Source organism: Pseudomonas sp. NPDC089758 (genome assembly GCF_044748705.1).
GTDB lineage: Bacteria > Pseudomonadota > Gammaproteobacteria > Pseudomonadales > Pseudomonadaceae > Aquipseudomonas > Aquipseudomonas putida_X.
On record NZ_JBIVGN010000009.1, the window covers coordinates 128,612 to 142,809 of the forward strand.

The following is a 14,198-nucleotide window of genomic DNA, read 5'->3' on the forward strand; positions in this document are numbered from 1 at the left end:
AGTCGGTAGCTTTCAGATTTACTGATAGGAGGCCGACATGAACTTTTCCAGTGACAATATCCAGCTGTTCCTCGCCGTGCTCGATCGGGGTTCGTTTTCCGCAGCGGCGCGCATCCTCGGTCGGGTACCTTCTGCCGTCAGCATGGCCATCGGTAACCTTGAAGCCGAACTGGGCTACCCGCTGTTCGAGCGCGGCCCGCGCGAGGTTCGTCCTACCGCTCAGGCTTTGGCGCTAGAGCCACACGCCAGGCTGATCGCCGAGCAACTGGGGCTATTGCAGGTGCACGCACTGGAGTTGTCGCAAGGGCTGGAGAGCAGCCTGACCCTCGCCGTGGTCCCGGACATAGATCAACGGCCGCTGTTTGCCGCCATCGCGAGGCTTGGCGAGCGCTACCCGCTGCTGGACATCCAGCTGCTCAGTGCCCCACAGGAAGACGCACTGCAGTTGCTCGACAGCGGCCGTGCCGACCTATGCCTGGCCTTCGCTGGCCTGCACGTCGATGCCAGCCGGGGGTTCCAGCACATTGGTACGGAGTCGCTGGTTGCCACCCTGTCACCCGCGCACCCGGCACTGCGCGACGGGCGCATCCGCTACCTGGAAGACCTGATCAACGTGCGCCAGATCCTGGTGCGCAGCCGCGACCTGCCGCTGGCCGACCCGCGCGCGCTGATCGGCGCCACGCACTGGTCCACCGACAGTTTTGACTTCGCCGTACAAATGGTCGAAGCAGGCCTGGGCTGGGGCGATTTGCCATTGGCCAGGGTGGCGCCGCTGATCGCTGACGGGCGCCTGGTACGTCTGCGATTTGCGAATACCCGCAACGAACTACAGTTGCCGATTCATGCCTTCTGGCGCAGGCAGCAACCGCTGCGCCAGGCGGCGCGTCTGCTGATCGAACAGCTAGCCAAATGCTAGCGCACCGTCCGTCGAAATCGCCTCAGCCTAGTGACGTAAGTGCTTCAATTTTTGTGGGATTTGCCGATAGCAGAGTGGACAGGCCCATCGCGCCAAAAGCGTGCAGTGCCCTTCCCTCCATGGCTCAAGGTCTCGAAACATGAACCTGAAATTTCGCCACAAGATCCTCCTCAGCGCATGCGGCGTCGTGGTGCTGGCTTTTGCCCTGTTCACGCTTTACAACGACTACCTGCAACGCAAGACCATCACCCAGAACATCGAGTCGTCGATGCAGCAGTCCGGTGCGCTGACTGCCAGCAGCGTGCAGAACTGGATGAGCGGGCGCATCCTGGTGCTGGAGAACCTGGCCCAGGACATTGCTGAACAAGGGGCGGGCGATACCCTGGCCGGGCTGATCGAGCAGCCGTCGTACACGAAAAATTTCCTGTTCACCTACCTGGGCCAGGCCAATGGTGTGTTCACCCAGCGCCCCGACGCCCAAATGCCGGCCGGCTACGACCCACGCCAGCGCCCATGGTACGGCGCCGCGGCCAGCGCCGGGCAGACCGTGCTCACCGCCCCTTACCAGGGCGCGGTCGGTGGCCTGATGGTGACCATCGCCACGCCGGTGAAGCGTAACGGCGAAATGCTCGGGGTGGTCGGCGGCGACCTGACCCTCGATACCTTGGTGCAGATCATCAACTCGGTCGACTTCGGCGGCATCGGCCACGCCTTCCTCGCCGATAGCAGCGGCCAGGTGATCGTCAGCCCCGACAAAGACCAGGTGATGAAGAACCTCAACGACATCTACCCAGGCTCGGGCCTGCGCGTGGCGGCCGGCATGCAGGATGTCACCCTCGATGGCCAGCAGCGGTTGATCTCCTTTGCCCCGGTGGCGGGCTTGCCGTCTGCCCAGTGGTACATCGGCCTGTCGATCGACAAGGACAAGGCCTACGCCGCCTTAAGCCATTTCCGCACCTCAGCGATCATCGCCATGGTCATTGCCGTGGCGGCCATCGCCGGGCTGCTGGGCTTGCTGATCCCGGTGCTGATGCGCCCACTGACCACCATGGGCCGCGCCATGCGCGATATCGCCGAAGGTGAAGGCGACCTGACCCGCCGCCTTGAGGTACCGCGCAAGGACGAGTTCGGCGAACTGGCAACCTCGTTCAACCGCTTCGTAGAACGCATTCACGCCTCGATCAGCGAAGTGTCGTCGGCTACGCGGCTGGTGCACGACCTGTCGGAAAAGGTGGTCAACGCCTCCAATGCATCGATCATCGGTTCCGAAGAACAGAGCATGCGCACCAACAGTGTCGCGGCGGCCATCAACCAGCTGGGTGCCGCCACTCAGGAAATCGCACGCAATGCTGCGCATGCCTCGCAACACGCCAGCGGTGCCAGCGAACAGGCCAATGGCGGGCGCGAAGTGGTGGAAGAAGCGATCAACGCCATGACCGCCCTGTCGCAGCGCATCAGCGAGTCGTGCGAGCAGATCGAAACGCTCAATGCCAGCACCGACGAAATCGGCAAGATCCTCGACGTGATCAAAGGCATTTCCCAGCAGACCAACCTGCTGGCGCTCAACGCCGCGATCGAAGCGGCCCGTGCAGGTGAAGCCGGGCGTGGGTTTGCCGTGGTCGCCGATGAGGTGCGCAACCTGGCGCACCGCACTCAGGAATCGGCAGAAGAGATCCACCGCATGATCACCAGCCTGCAGGTCGGCTCCCGTGAGGCGGTGCACACCATGAACACCAGCCAGGTGTCCAGCGAACAGACCGTGCAGGTCGCCAACCAGGCCGGTGTACGTCTGACCAGCGTGACCCAGCGCATCGGCGAAATCGATGGCATGAACCAGTCGGTGGCCACTGCGACCGAAGAGCAGACCGCCGTGGTCGAGAGCCTGAACCTGGACATCACCCAGATCAATGCGCTGAACCAGCAAGGGGTGGAGAACCTCAACCAGACGTTGCAGCATTGCGATGCGCTGGCGCAGCAGGCTGGGCGTTTGAAGCAACTGGTGGGCAGCTTCCGCATCTGAGGTGACACGCCGGCAGGCTCGTCTCATGCAGGGGGCGAGCGGGCCGGCGTAGAAGGCCAGCGGTTATAACCTAATAACGAACAAGTCTATTTGGCTATATAAACTACCTATATGCTGGCACCCATCCGATCACGGGCAAAGCTGGGCAGTCGAGTAGCGTATGGATGTAGGTTCTTTCGGTTTCACCATAGCCGGGCTGGTTGTGGGGTTCATCGTCGGCATGACCGGCGTCGGTGGCGGTTCGCTGATGACGCCCATCCTGCTGTGGTTTGGCATCAGCCCGGCCACTGCCGTGGGCACTGACCTGCTGTACGCCGCCATCACCAAGGCCAGTGGCGTCTGGGTGCACAGCCGCAACAAGAACATCGACTGGAAAATCACCGGCCTGCTCAGCATGGGCAGCGTCCCGGCCGCAGCGCTGACCCTGTGGTTCCTGAGCACCCTGCACACCGACACTTCGGCGCTCAATGCCATCATCAAGCAGGGCCTAGCGGTGGTGTTGATCCTCACTGCACTGGCGATCCTGTTCAAATCGCGCCTGCAAGCGTTCGCCAACCGCCATGCCGGTGATCATTACCAACTCAGCGACCGCAGCCTCAACATCCTTACCGTACTCACCGGTGTGGTGCTGGGTGTCATGGTTACCCTGACCTCGATCGGTGCGGGTGCCTTGGGCACCGTGGCGCTGTTCCTGCTCTACCCGTTCCTGGTCACCCGGCGCCTGGTGGGCACCGAGATCGCCCACGCGGTGCCGTTGACCCTGGTCGCAGGCCTGGGCCACGCGGGCATGGGCAACATGGACTGGTCGCTGCTGGGCTACCTGCTGCTGGGCTCGTTGCCTGGCATCTACCTGGGCAGCCACCTCACCGGGAAGATCTCCGACCGCGTGCTGCGGCCCTGCCTGGCGGGCATGCTGTTGCTGATCGGGTACAAGCTGGCGTTCTGAGGCAAGGTTTTGCGGTGAGCTGGGTTGGCCGTTGTGCAGGCCATTGCAAGCCGGACTCACCCCAGCCGCAAGCGCCAGCGCCCGGTAAAGCTCAGCTGCACACGTGACAAAGGCAGCACATCCATCTGCCGATGGGCCGCCAAGGGGCAACCCAGCACCTGAACCAGTACCGCGCGAATGACCATGGGATGCGTCACCGCTGCCCACTCGCCCGGCTCATCGAAGGCCGCCAGCCACCCCGCCATGCGCTGGCACAGCTCGGCGAACGACTCACCACCATGTGGCGCACTGTGCGGGTCGTCCAGCCACAACGCCAGCGCCTGCGGGTGCTCAGCCTGCAACCGCTTCAATGCTTGCCCCTGCCAGCGTCCCAGGTCGCAATCGGCCAATGCCGGCTCGACCTGCGCCAGTGCCGAAAACCCGTCTGCCGTTTCCCTCGCACGCCGCTCCGGCGCGGTGAGGATGCGCGTTTCAGGCGCCACGGCGAACGGTTGGGCGAGCATCGGCAGAATGACGTCGTCGGGGCCGTGCAGGTGCCCGGTCTTCTGGGCCGTTGTCAGGGCATGACAGATCAGGGTCAGGTGTACGGCTTTCACCAGCTGGCTTCCTGTTGGAGGACGGCCGAATGGTTTAGCACGCCGAGGTTATTTTTTCCGCAACAATGTCGCGGCTGGGGAGGAACACTGCGTTACGATGGTCAGTCCAAATTAGGCGAAATGCCACTAGAGTCGAGCCGAATGTCAGCCAGTCCCTCCTCACCCAGCCCGTTGCTGCTAGCCCTGCGCGAGGGCACCCGCGATTGCCACAAGTCGCTCGAAGCACGCCTGCCATTCTTTGCAGCGAGCTTCGATGCCGCGGCCTACAGCCGGCTCCTGCAAGCCTACTATGGGTTCCACGCGCCCCTCGAAGCTCGCCTGGGCGACTACCAGGAACCGGTGAGGGCCAAGACACCCGCGCTCACGCTGGACCTGCAAGCCCTGCATCTGAGCGCCGCTGACATCGACGCCCTGCCCCTGTGCCAGGCGCTGCCAGGTATCGATGATGAGGCCGGGGCGCTGGGTGTGATGTACGTTCTGGAGGGCTCCACCCTGGGCGGCCAGGTACTGAAAAGGGCGATGGCCGAGCGCCTGGGGCTCGGCCCCGCCAACGGCACAGCCTTTTTCGATGTGTACGGTGCGCGGACCGGCGACTACTGGCGCCGCTTCCTCGACCGCCTTGGCCAGGCGTCGAGCGCACCTGCAGCGCAGGCCGCCACCGTGCAGGCGGCCATCGAAACATTCCAGAGCTTCGAGCGCTGGCTTGAGCAACGCAACGTGCTTGGCCAGATACCTGGCTGAAGCATGGGCCCGGTTTCACCGGTGATCGCTGGTCCCGTCGAGCGCTCGGGCTATTACAGCTCTGCTATGGGGGCTGCTGCGCAGCCCAATCGCCGGCAAGCCGGCTCCCACCACGCCCGCGCAGCTCTTCAGGGCTGCGCTTTACCTGTGCAAGCAACGGTCTTGCCCAATTTCTGAAAGCCGGCGCAAATTCCATGTGGGAGCCGGCTTGCCGGCGATAGGGCCTGCTCAGGCAAACAGTTGCAGCAGCCCCCACACTGGCACCAGCCCTGCAAGCCCAACCGCCAGCCGCGGCCAATACGGCAACTGCACGACCAGCAGCATTGCACCGAGCGACATCATCGCCAACCAGGCTACCGGCGCCATGGCCCAGCCCCAGACCTGGGCACACAGCAGCAGGCTGATCATCAGTGCCAGCCAGCCAGCGCCACGCAGCACCCTGCGCAGTGGCCGCGGGCAAGGCCGCTGCCATACCTGTTTATAGTGCCGTTCCAGGCCTTGGCAAAGGCCAAGCATACCGGCATAGGCGAACAGCGCGCCGCCCGCGATCAACATCATCATACGCCTGCCTCCACGCTGCGCCCTGCCCTGAGTGCATGCAGCATTCGCCCGCCTTGCTGCACGCGCCACGCCACCACACCGAACAACACCCCCAGCACCATTGCGCAAGCCACCACGCCCAGACGCAAGGCATCCCCCAGCCCACCGAACAGCCCAAGGCCCATGCACAGCAGTGCCGTCAGCCCCAGCTGCTCCACCCACGCCCGGCGCGCAGGCCTGATACCCGCATGCAACAGCGTCAGCAGCCATGTACCAAAGAATGCCCGCACCTCCCAGGCCTCGCGCTGTACCAGTTCGACCGGCAGCAGGCGGCTGGCCCACAGCAAGCCGACACAGGCCAGCAGCAAACCGGTGACGAAACCGACATTGCACACCTCGGCAACCCGGTACCAACGCCGCGCCGACAACTGCGCGCTGGTGCTGGCGTACTTACGCCCACGCTTCACGCAAAACAGCACCAGGCCGCTGGCGATCATCACGCAGCTGATGACCCCACACACGAAGTACAACCAACGCATCGGGTATCCGCCAAACTGGGCAAAATGCAGGCCGACCATGACCCGCTGGGTCAGGGGAGCCGCGCGCCACTCAGTCACATCGCTGAGCAACTGCCCGCTGACACCATCGAATACCATGGCCTGCCCCTTCGACAGCGCGATGCGATTACCCAGCTCAGGGCGAATCTCGATACGCGCCCCAGCGGTATTGGGGTTGCGGATATTGAAACCGGCTATGGGCCCCAACCGTGCCTGCGCCTGGGCCAGCAGCGGCACCACATCGACCAGCGCCGCGGGCTGCCTGGCCAAGGCCCTCGGCTGCTCCAGGCGGGCGTTGCCCTGGGCCTTGAAGTAGGCCCGGCTGTCCCCGGCGAACAGCGCATCGACACCTGCAGGAATGTAGATGAGCATGAAGATCACCAGCCCGGTGTAGGTGATCATCAGGTGGAACGGCAGCAACAGCACGGCACTGGCGTTGTGAAAGTCCAGCCAGGAGCGCTGGCCCTTGTTTGGCCGGAACGTGAAGAACTCCTTGAAGATCTTCTTGTGGATGACAATGCCGGTGACCAGCGCCGCCAACATCACCAGCGCCAATGCACCGACCACGAAAATGCCCCAGTTGCGCGGCAGGTCGAGGGTGAAATGGAAGCGGAAAAAGAAGTTGCCGCCAACACTGTCGCGTACCTCGATGGCCTCGCCGGTCTGCGGGTCGAGCTGTACGCCACCGCCATGGCGCCGCTCCCCGGTAGACACACGCAGCCCGGGCGAGCGATCGGTGGGCAGGCTGATGCCCCAGTTACCGGCCTGCGGTTCATGGGCCTGCAGGTAGGCAATGGCGCGCTGCGCGGCATCGGCCTGGGTCACTGCATTGGCCGGGATTTCCGGCTGCATCCAGTGGTTGAGCTCTTTGTCGAACACCGCCAGGGTGCCGGTGACGAAGATGGCGAACAATAGCCAGCCGAAAACCAGCCCGCCCCAGGTGTGCAGCCAGGCCATCGATTGGGTGAACGTGTTCTTCATGCCAGCCACTCCAGTACCTGGGGCCAGAAGCCGATCAACGCCAAGGGCGCAGCCAAGGCCAGCGGTAGCCAGGCACGCACCGCGTCACGGCTGGCGAAGGCCCAAAGGATGACTGCGGTGTAGAAAACGAAGGCCGGCAGGGTCGCGACGATGACCGCATCGGCGGGAGACAGCGGCAACAGCCGGGCCAGGCAGGCGCTGGCGGCATAGGTGAGTGCGTAGCCGCCGACCAGCGCGGCGCTGCTGCGCGAGAGGATCAGCAGCCAGGCGGGTTTAGTGTTCATGGGCACATTTCCTGGTAGTCGCATCGAGCCAAGCCCGCCCCCCATTCACCCCACTTGCGTTGTGCCAGTGGGGTATCTGGAGAAGCGGGCTTGCGCCGAGAATGGGCCGCAATGCGGCCCCAGCATCAGAACGAGATATTCAGGGAGGCGAACACCGCACGCCCCGGCTGGTTATAGGTGTTGGCGCCCGAGCTGCTGGCATTGCCACCGCGATAGATCTGCTTGTCGAACACGTTGTTCACGCCCACCCGCACGTCATAGTTGGCGTTGAACTTGTACCCGGCGCTGACATCCACCAGCCCGTAGGCCTCGACATCCTGCTGCGCCTCGGCGTCGTAGTCTTCCTCGGTGCGGTAGTTGTAGGTCGGCGACTTCTGCTTGCCGTAGTAGGTGCCGGCCAGCTGGAACGAAAGCTTGTCGGTGGCGCGCCAGTCCAGGGTGCTGTTGACCGTGTACTCGGGGATCACTGACAGCGGCTCGCCCGTCTCACGGTTGTCGTTGTCGAGCATCCAGGTCAGGTTAGTGTTCCAGTCGAGCACCGGCGTCAGTTCGACGAACAGGTTGCCCTCGATGCCTTCCACCCGCGCCTCGCCAGCATTCTCCCACTGGGTCACACGGCGGCCGCTGTTGATGGTGTAGAGCACATCGGTATCACCGATGATCTTGTTCTTGTAATCGTTGCGGAAATACGTCGCGCTGGTACGCCAGGTGCCGCGGTCATACAACAGGCCGATTTCTTTGTTGACGCTGATTTCCGGCTTGAGGTCGGCATTGCCCTGCAGGTAGCAGCCACCGGAGTTGCTCTGCTGAATGCTGCAGCCGTTGCCGCGGCTATAGAGCAGGTAATTGGGGTTGGACTGATACAGGTTCGGCACCTTGTAGGCCCGTGCGATACCGCCCTTGACCGACAGCGCATCGGTCAGCTTGTGCGACAGGTTGAGGCTGGGGCTGAAGTTGTCGCCAAAGGTTTCATGGTGGTCGAAGCGCAGGCCCGGGGTGACAGTGGTGTCGCCAAGCACGATGTTGTCCTCGACGAACAGCGCGTAGCTCTTGGCGGTCATCTTCGAATCGCTGCGGTCGAAGCCACTGATGACGTCACTGCCACCGCCGCTGGGGTCGAAGCTCTGCGGGCGGAACGAGCCCTGGTCGTTGAGCGATTCATACAGGTACTCGCCGCCCAAGGTCAGCACATGTTCGGTATTGCCCAAGGCCAACGGCAGGTTCACCTCGCTGCTCAGGCGAGTGTTGCGCAGCCGCGACATGGCTGCACCGCTGTCGTTGATCGCACCTTCCGGGCCACCGGCCAGCCCTTCGTTCAGGCGCCAGTTGCGCACGTACTCGTAAGCCAGGCTGGTCTTGCTGGTGCCCCAGCTGAAATCGCCCAGGTGGGTCAGGTCATACGTGTTGCGCTGCATGACGTTGGTCTCGTGGCCATACAGGCTGGAGATCAGGTCGACATTGCTGCCGCCGTTGCTGTTCATGGTGTCGCCGGCATAGAGGTTGCCCTGGCGGCTGTAACCGGCGCTGGCTTCCAGGCGGTGCTCGTCGTTGAGCCTCCAGCTCAGCAGGCCGTTGATGTCCTTGTTGCGCACGCCCTCACGGCCGGCGGCCAACGTGCTGTTGGCGTGGTCGGCGTTGATGTCCAGGTCATCAGCGTCGGTCTTGGCCAGGCCACCGTACAAACGGAAACCGAGGTTGTCGGTAAGCCCGCCGCTGAGGTTGAAGTTGGCACGACGGCTGGCACCCTCGGCGCTGTCCTCGGGCATTTGCGTGAACAGGTTGAGGCTGCCCTTGAACGCCTCGGTGGGCCGCTTGGTGATGATGTTGACCACCCCGCCCATCGCACCCGAGCCGTAGCGCGCCGCCGCCGGGCCGCGCAGGATTTCGATGCGCTCGACCGCCTCGGCCGGCACCCAGTTGGTTTCGCCGCGGGTGTCGCGGTCGCCGTTCCAGCCGTAGCGCACCGCGTTGCGTGCGCTGGATGGCTTGCCGTCGATGAGGATCAGGGTGTTTTCCGGCCCCATGCCGCGCAGGTCGATCTGCCTGTTGTTGCCACGCGCACCACTGGCGCTGTTGCCAGTCAAGTTGACCCCCGGCTCACGACGGATGATGTCGGACAAGTCATTGGCCGGCGGGCGACGCTTGATGTCTTCTTCAGTGATGATCGACGAACCCAGCGCCTGACGCGCTTCGCGTTCTGCAGTGACCAGGGTGTCCTGGATCACCAGTGCGTCGTCCGCCACCGGCATCTCCAGCACCTCACCAGGTCTGCGCTCCACTGTTTCGGCGGCGCTCGCCATCATGGCCGGTGACGCCAACGCGACGAACGCCAGGGCCAGGCTGTTGGGTGAAGTTCTGCACTGCATTGACACATCTCCTGCGATGGGTAAGCGAAGGGCACATCCCTGCCAGGAAGCCGGAGGGCCCACGCCCACCGGCCTCGCAAACACTGTTCGGGGGCCAACAGGGTTGGTAAATATAGTGATTCTCAAATGGGTTTAAATCTTATTTACGAAACTTACATGTTTGCACCGGAACTTTTCCTACGCGTAATCAGCCCGTGTACAGTCACTTCTGCCCCGCCATGAGACGAGACAGCGTTTCCATGCTCCCAGCCGCTTTGATCTTCCTGCTCACCCTCACCCTGGTCATCTGGCAGCCCAAAGGCCTGGGGGTTGGCTGGAGCGCCACGCTCGGCGCCGTGCTGGCCCTGGTGTTCGGCGTGGTATCGCTGCATGACATCCCCACGGTCTGGGCCATCATCTGGAACGCCACCGCCACCTTCATCGCCCTCATCGTCATCAGCCTGCTGCTGGACGAAGCGGGCTTTTTCGAATGGGCAGCGCTGCATGTGGCGCGCTGGGCCCGCGGGGACGGGCGCCGCCTGTTCGCCTTCATGGTGTTGCTGGGCGCAGCGGTATCGGCGCTGTTCGCCAACGACGGCGCAGCGCTGATCCTTACCCCGATCGTCATGTCGATGCTGCTGGCGCTGCGCTTCTCCCCGGCGGCGACCCTGGCCTTCGTCATGGGTGCAGGCTTCATCGCCGACACCGCCAGCCTGCCGCTGGTGGTGTCCAACCTGGTGAACATCGTCTCGGCGGACTACTTCGACCTGGGGTTCAACGCCTATGCCTCGGTGATGGTGCCGGTGAACCTGGTGGCCGTGGCAGCCACGCTGCTGGTGCTGTGGCTGTATTTTCGCCGCGACATTCCGCTGCGCTACGCCACCGAAGACCTCAAGGTGCCGGCCATGGCCGTGCGCGACCGGGCAACGTTCCGTGTCGGCTGGGCGGTGCTGCTGGCATTGCTGGCCAGTCTGTTCGTGCTCGAGCCCATGGGGATCCCGGTCAGTGCCGTGGCCGCAGCCTGCGCAGCGGTACTGTTCGCCGTCGCCGCCCGCGGCCACGTGATCTCCACCCGCCGCGTGCTGCGCGAGGCTCCGTGGCAGATCGTGGTGTTTTCGTTGGGGATGTACCTGGTGGTCTACGGCTTGCGCAATGCTGGCCTCACCGACTCGCTCGGCAACCTGTTGAGCTGGCTGGCGGGGCAAGGGCTGTGGGCAGCCTCGCTGGGGACCGGCCTGATTGCGGCGCTGCTGTCGTCGGCCATGAACAACCTGCCCAGCGTGCTGATCGGCGCGCTGTCGATCGAGGCCAGCGAGGCGCAGGGTGTGGTGCGCGAGGCGATGATCTATGCCAACGTGATCGGCTGCGACCTGGGGCCGAAGATCACCCCGATCGGCAGCCTGGCTACGCTGTTGTGGCTGCATGTGCTGGCGCGCAAGGGCGTGAGCATCGGCTGGGGGTATTACTTCAAGGTAGGGGTGCTGTTGACGGTGCCGGTGCTACTGGTGACCTTGGCAGCGTTGGCGTTGCGCCTGAGCCTGTGAAAACGCTGTCGCCGTCTATCCTGACCAGGTGACTGTGCGGCGCACGCAGGTTGAACAACGCCCCCCGCGGGATGGGATGTTGGGACCCCGATTGCGTCGGTCGCGTGCACGCCATATCGACCAATGGGGGGACATGCCATGTGCGGACGCTTCGCTCAGTATCAGGGCCAGGCCGATTACCTGCGTGAACTGGCGGCCGGGCAGGAGGTGATAAGCGGTTACGACAACATGCCCATTGGCCGTTACAACGTGGCCCCTGGCAGCCGCGTACTGGTTATGCACAACCCGGGCAATGGCCTGCGCATCGACCCCTGCCATTGGGGTTGGGCACCGTTCTGGGCCAAGGGCCCGCAACCTGCGCCGACTACCGCACCGGTAGAAGCCGTGACCACCGGCACGTTTCTCAAGGCGTTCTGGCCTCAAGGGCGGGCACTGGTCATGGCCGACGGCTGGTATGAATGGGTGAGCGACCCGCACGACCCCGAGCGCAAGCAGCCCTATTTCATCCGCCTGCAAAGCCAGGCACCGATGTTCATGGCTGCGCTGGCTCAGGTACGTGCAGGATCGCAGCCGAACGAAGGGGATGGGTTCGTCATCGTGACCGCAGCGAGTGAAGCGGGAATGGTCGATAGCCACGACCGCCGGCCATTGGTACTGGCGCCGGCGGATGCATGGACGTGGATCGACCTGCAAGTGCCTGCCGAGGAGGCCGAGCGGCTGGCACGGGAGCGGTGCCTGCCGGTGGAGGCCTTTGAATGGTTTGCGGTAGGCAAGGACGTGTCGGATGAGCGTGATGAAGGGCCGCAGTTGATCGTGATGCAGCCCTGAACAGAATGCGGGCCGCCTAGACCTGCAATTCCACCTCCGGTTTCTGCTCCAGCAGCGACCAACCGCCCTGCCCGTCCACTTCCAGCCTGTGGGTATGGAACCCGGCCAACGTGCTGCGGTGGCCGACACTCACCAGCAAGGTCTGCGGCATCTCATTGCGCAGCAGCGAATACAACGCATGTTCCAGGCCTTCATCCATCGCCGAGGTGGATTCGTCGAGGAACACCACTTGCGGCCGGTTGAACAGCACCCGCGCAAACGCCAGCCGCTGCTGCTCACCCACCGAGAGGATATGCGACCAGTCGCAACTGACCGCCAGCCGCTCAGCCAGGTGGGCCAGGTTGACCTGGCGCAGCGCCTGCTGCATGCGCACTTCGTCCTCAGGCTTGCTGTCGGTTGGGTAGGCAATGGCGGTCCGCAGGTCGCCCAGGGGCAGGTACGGGCGCTGCGAGAGGAACAGCGCCTCGGTAGCGGTGGGCCGCCTGACCTCACCCTCGGCGTACGGCCAAAGCCCCGCCAAGGCGCGCAGCAAGGTGGTTTTACCACTGCCCGAAGGGCCTTTGATCAGCAGCGCCTGGCCGGCCTGCAGGCGCAAGTCGAGGTCGGCGATCAGCGCGTAGCCATCGGGGCGCATCACCTGCAACCCCGAGATATCCAGGGCATGCGCCTGCTGCTGAGTGCTGACCCGCGGCAACGTGCTGGCCTGCTGATTGGCATCGAGAAAACCGGTCAGACGGTCGAGCGTGGCGCGGTACTGGGCAAAGGTGTCGTAGGACTCACGGAAGAACGACAGCGCATCCTGCACCTGGCCAAACGCTTGGGAGGTTTGCATGACATCGCCCAGCTTGATCGCGCCACTGAAGAAGCGCGGTGCCTGGAGGATGAACGGGAACACCACTGCCACCTGGCTGACGCCCAGGTTGAAACCGCTGAACTTCAGGTTCCGGAACACCAGTGCCCAGACATTGACGATCAATGCCCCGAAGCGCCCCAGCAAGGTCCCCCGCTCCACCTGCGCACCCTGGTAGAACGCGATGTTCTCAGCGTTTTCCCGCACGCGCATCAGCGCATAACGGAAGTTGGCCGTGAGTTTTTCGTTGAGAAAATTCAGGCGGATCAACGGCTGTCCGAGGCGAAAGGCAATCCAGGTGGCGATCAGCACGTATACATAGACGGCGAACACCATGGCCCGGGGGATTTCCACACCCGCTACCGCCAGCGGCGCCGACAGGCCCCAGAGGATGGCGGTGAAGGCCACCAGCGACACCAGCGCGCTGACCGCGCCCAGCGCCAAGGTTACCGAGTTGGTGACGAAGGCGGTGACGTCCAGTTCGATGCGCTGGTCGGGGTTGTCTACAGGCTCGGCGAGAAACTGGCCGCGGTAATAGGCGTCACCGTGCAGCCAGTCATTGGTCAGGCGCTCGGTCAGCCAGACCCGCCAGCGGATGCTGAACGCCTCAGTCACGTAGAAGGTGAACAGTGAACGAAGCACGTGAAGGGTGGCCAACACCGCGAACACGCCCAGCAAGTACCAGAAGGCGGTCTGGTCGAGGGCCTGCAGGGCACTGTAGAAGCCGTTGTACCAGAACGAGAACAGCACGTTCATGCGTACCGAAAACAGCGTCAGCACCAGCAGTGCGGCAAACACCAGCAACGGCCGCCAGCTGCGCCTGAAGCTGAAATAGGGCCCGGCAAGCTGCCAGAACTGGCTGCCCCAGCGCGTGTAGCGCACAGCCAAGGCAGCGGCGGCAGTGAAGCCGATCAGGGTGATGAGTGAAGCGATTGCAAGCCAGCTCAGGCTCTCTTGCAGGGCCTGGTGCCAGTTCATGTCCATGGTGCATACCCGTAACGAGTGTTTCCGCGAGCGTAGCATTGCGCAGGCAGTCGTCAGGCATTCATG

At 63.8% G+C, this 14,198-nt stretch carries 12 protein-coding genes and 1 pseudogene; 7 read left to right on the plus strand and 6 right to left on the minus strand.

Translation table 11 applies throughout. From position 1 onward, the window contains the following. Nucleotides 1–37: 37 nt before the first annotated feature. From ACIPZH_RS14495 to ACIPZH_RS14510, 4 genes and pseudogenes are all read left to right on the plus strand, one after another. Complete coding sequence (locus ACIPZH_RS14495) at nucleotides 38–916, plus strand: LysR family transcriptional regulator (RefSeq protein ID WP_400636642.1); 879 nt, start codon at nucleotides 38–40, stop codon at nucleotides 914–916. Nucleotides 917–1,055: 139 nt separating this feature from the next. Then, nucleotides 1,056–2,081: pseudogene (gene mcpA / locus ACIPZH_RS14500) on the plus strand (methyl-accepting chemotaxis protein McpA); the annotation flags it as partial. Between the two features lie 114 nt (nucleotides 2,082–2,195). Beyond that, on the plus strand, nucleotides 2,196–2,936 hold the full coding sequence (locus tag ACIPZH_RS14505) for a methyl-accepting chemotaxis protein (RefSeq protein WP_372490481.1): 741 nt from the start codon (nucleotides 2,196–2,198) through the stop codon (nucleotides 2,934–2,936). Nucleotides 2,937–3,096: 160 nt separating this feature from the next. Then, nucleotides 3,097–3,882, plus strand: coding sequence for a sulfite exporter TauE/SafE family protein (locus ACIPZH_RS14510; RefSeq protein ID WP_241803206.1), 786 nt, complete (start codon nucleotides 3,097–3,099; stop codon nucleotides 3,880–3,882). Between the two features lie 56 nt (nucleotides 3,883–3,938). Here ACIPZH_RS14510 and ACIPZH_RS14515 read toward each other — a convergent pair whose 3' ends face one another. Next, entirely contained in the window at nucleotides 3,939–4,478 is a 540-nt protein-coding gene (locus ACIPZH_RS14515; RefSeq protein WP_400636643.1) for a histidine phosphatase family protein, read from the minus strand. Nucleotides 4,479–4,619: 141 nt separating this feature from the next. Here ACIPZH_RS14515 and ACIPZH_RS14520 point away from each other — a divergent pair, with 141 nt between their 5' ends. Then, nucleotides 4,620–5,219 carry a biliverdin-producing heme oxygenase gene (locus ACIPZH_RS14520; RefSeq protein ID WP_400636645.1) on the plus strand — a complete coding sequence of 200 codons (600 nt, stop codon included), beginning with the start codon at nucleotides 4,620–4,622 and terminating at the stop codon, nucleotides 5,217–5,219. Nucleotides 5,220–5,447: 228 nt separating this feature from the next. On the opposite strand, the gene ACIPZH_RS14525 is transcribed toward ACIPZH_RS14520, so the two are convergent. The 4 genes from ACIPZH_RS14525 to ACIPZH_RS14540 form a co-directional block, all read right to left on the minus strand. Further along, entirely contained in the window at nucleotides 5,448–5,780 is a 333-nt protein-coding gene (locus ACIPZH_RS14525) for a DUF3325 domain-containing protein (protein WP_400636647.1), read from the minus strand. Continuing rightward, complete coding sequence (locus ACIPZH_RS14530) at nucleotides 5,777–7,297, minus strand: PepSY-associated TM helix domain-containing protein (RefSeq protein WP_400636648.1); 1,521 nt, start codon at nucleotides 7,295–7,297, stop codon at nucleotides 5,777–5,779. Before ACIPZH_RS14530 ends, ACIPZH_RS14525 begins: the two co-directional genes overlap by 4 nt. Beyond that, nucleotides 7,294–7,581 (minus strand): iron transporter, encoded by a 288-nt coding sequence (locus ACIPZH_RS14535; RefSeq protein ID WP_400636650.1) that lies wholly within the window; start codon nucleotides 7,579–7,581, stop codon nucleotides 7,294–7,296. Before ACIPZH_RS14535 ends, ACIPZH_RS14530 begins: the two co-directional genes overlap by 4 nt. A 125-nt stretch (nucleotides 7,582–7,706) precedes the next feature. Then, complete coding sequence (locus ACIPZH_RS14540; RefSeq protein WP_241803200.1) at nucleotides 7,707–9,947, minus strand: TonB-dependent siderophore receptor; 2,241 nt, start codon at nucleotides 9,945–9,947, stop codon at nucleotides 7,707–7,709. A gap of 239 nt (nucleotides 9,948–10,186) precedes the next feature. On the opposite strand from ACIPZH_RS14540, the gene ACIPZH_RS14545 reads away from it, so the two are divergent. Both ACIPZH_RS14545 and ACIPZH_RS14550 read left to right on the plus strand, forming a co-directional pair. Then, nucleotides 10,187–11,470: an arsenic transporter gene (locus ACIPZH_RS14545; RefSeq protein ID WP_400636652.1), complete on the plus strand. Its 1,284-nt coding sequence runs from the start codon at nucleotides 10,187–10,189 to the stop codon at nucleotides 11,468–11,470. A 138-nt stretch (nucleotides 11,471–11,608) separates the two neighbouring features. Further along, on the plus strand, nucleotides 11,609–12,298 hold the full coding sequence (locus ACIPZH_RS14550; RefSeq protein ID WP_400636654.1) for an SOS response-associated peptidase family protein: 690 nt from the start codon (nucleotides 11,609–11,611) through the stop codon (nucleotides 12,296–12,298). Between the two features lie 16 nt (nucleotides 12,299–12,314). On the opposite strand, the gene ACIPZH_RS14555 is transcribed toward ACIPZH_RS14550, so the two are convergent. After that, the gene (locus ACIPZH_RS14555) at nucleotides 12,315–14,132 is read right to left on the minus strand and encodes an ABC transporter ATP-binding protein/permease (RefSeq protein ID WP_400627131.1); all 1,818 of its coding nucleotides are present in this window, start codon (nucleotides 14,130–14,132) and stop codon (nucleotides 12,315–12,317) included. Nucleotides 14,133–14,198: the final 66 nt, after the last annotated feature.

Coding starts and splice junctions, on each gene's coding strand:
- ACIPZH_RS14495 (WP_400636642.1), top strand. CDS start 38: ATGAACTTTTCCAGTGACAATATCCAGCTGTTCCTCGCCGTGCTCGAT.
- ACIPZH_RS14505 (WP_372490481.1), top strand. CDS start 2,196: ATGCGCACCAACAGTGTCGCGGCGGCCATCAACCAGCTGGGTGCCGCC.
- ACIPZH_RS14510 (WP_241803206.1), top strand. CDS start 3,097: ATGGATGTAGGTTCTTTCGGTTTCACCATAGCCGGGCTGGTTGTGGGG.
- ACIPZH_RS14520 (WP_400636645.1), top strand. CDS start 4,620: ATGTCAGCCAGTCCCTCCTCACCCAGCCCGTTGCTGCTAGCCCTGCGC.
- ACIPZH_RS14525 (WP_400636647.1), bottom strand. CDS start 5,780: ATGATGATGTTGATCGCGGGCGGCGCGCTGTTCGCCTATGCCGGTATG.
- ACIPZH_RS14530 (WP_400636648.1), bottom strand. CDS start 7,297: ATGAAGAACACGTTCACCCAATCGATGGCCTGGCTGCACACCTGGGGC.
- ACIPZH_RS14535 (WP_400636650.1), bottom strand. CDS start 7,581: ATGAACACTAAACCCGCCTGGCTGCTGATCCTCTCGCGCAGCAGCGCC.
- ACIPZH_RS14540 (WP_241803200.1), bottom strand. CDS start 9,947: ATGCAGTGCAGAACTTCACCCAACAGCCTGGCCCTGGCGTTCGTCGCG.
- ACIPZH_RS14545 (WP_400636652.1), top strand. CDS start 10,187: ATGCTCCCAGCCGCTTTGATCTTCCTGCTCACCCTCACCCTGGTCATC.
- ACIPZH_RS14550 (WP_400636654.1), top strand. CDS start 11,609: ATGTGCGGACGCTTCGCTCAGTATCAGGGCCAGGCCGATTACCTGCGT.
- ACIPZH_RS14555 (WP_400627131.1), bottom strand. CDS start 14,132: ATGGACATGAACTGGCACCAGGCCCTGCAAGAGAGCCTGAGCTGGCTT.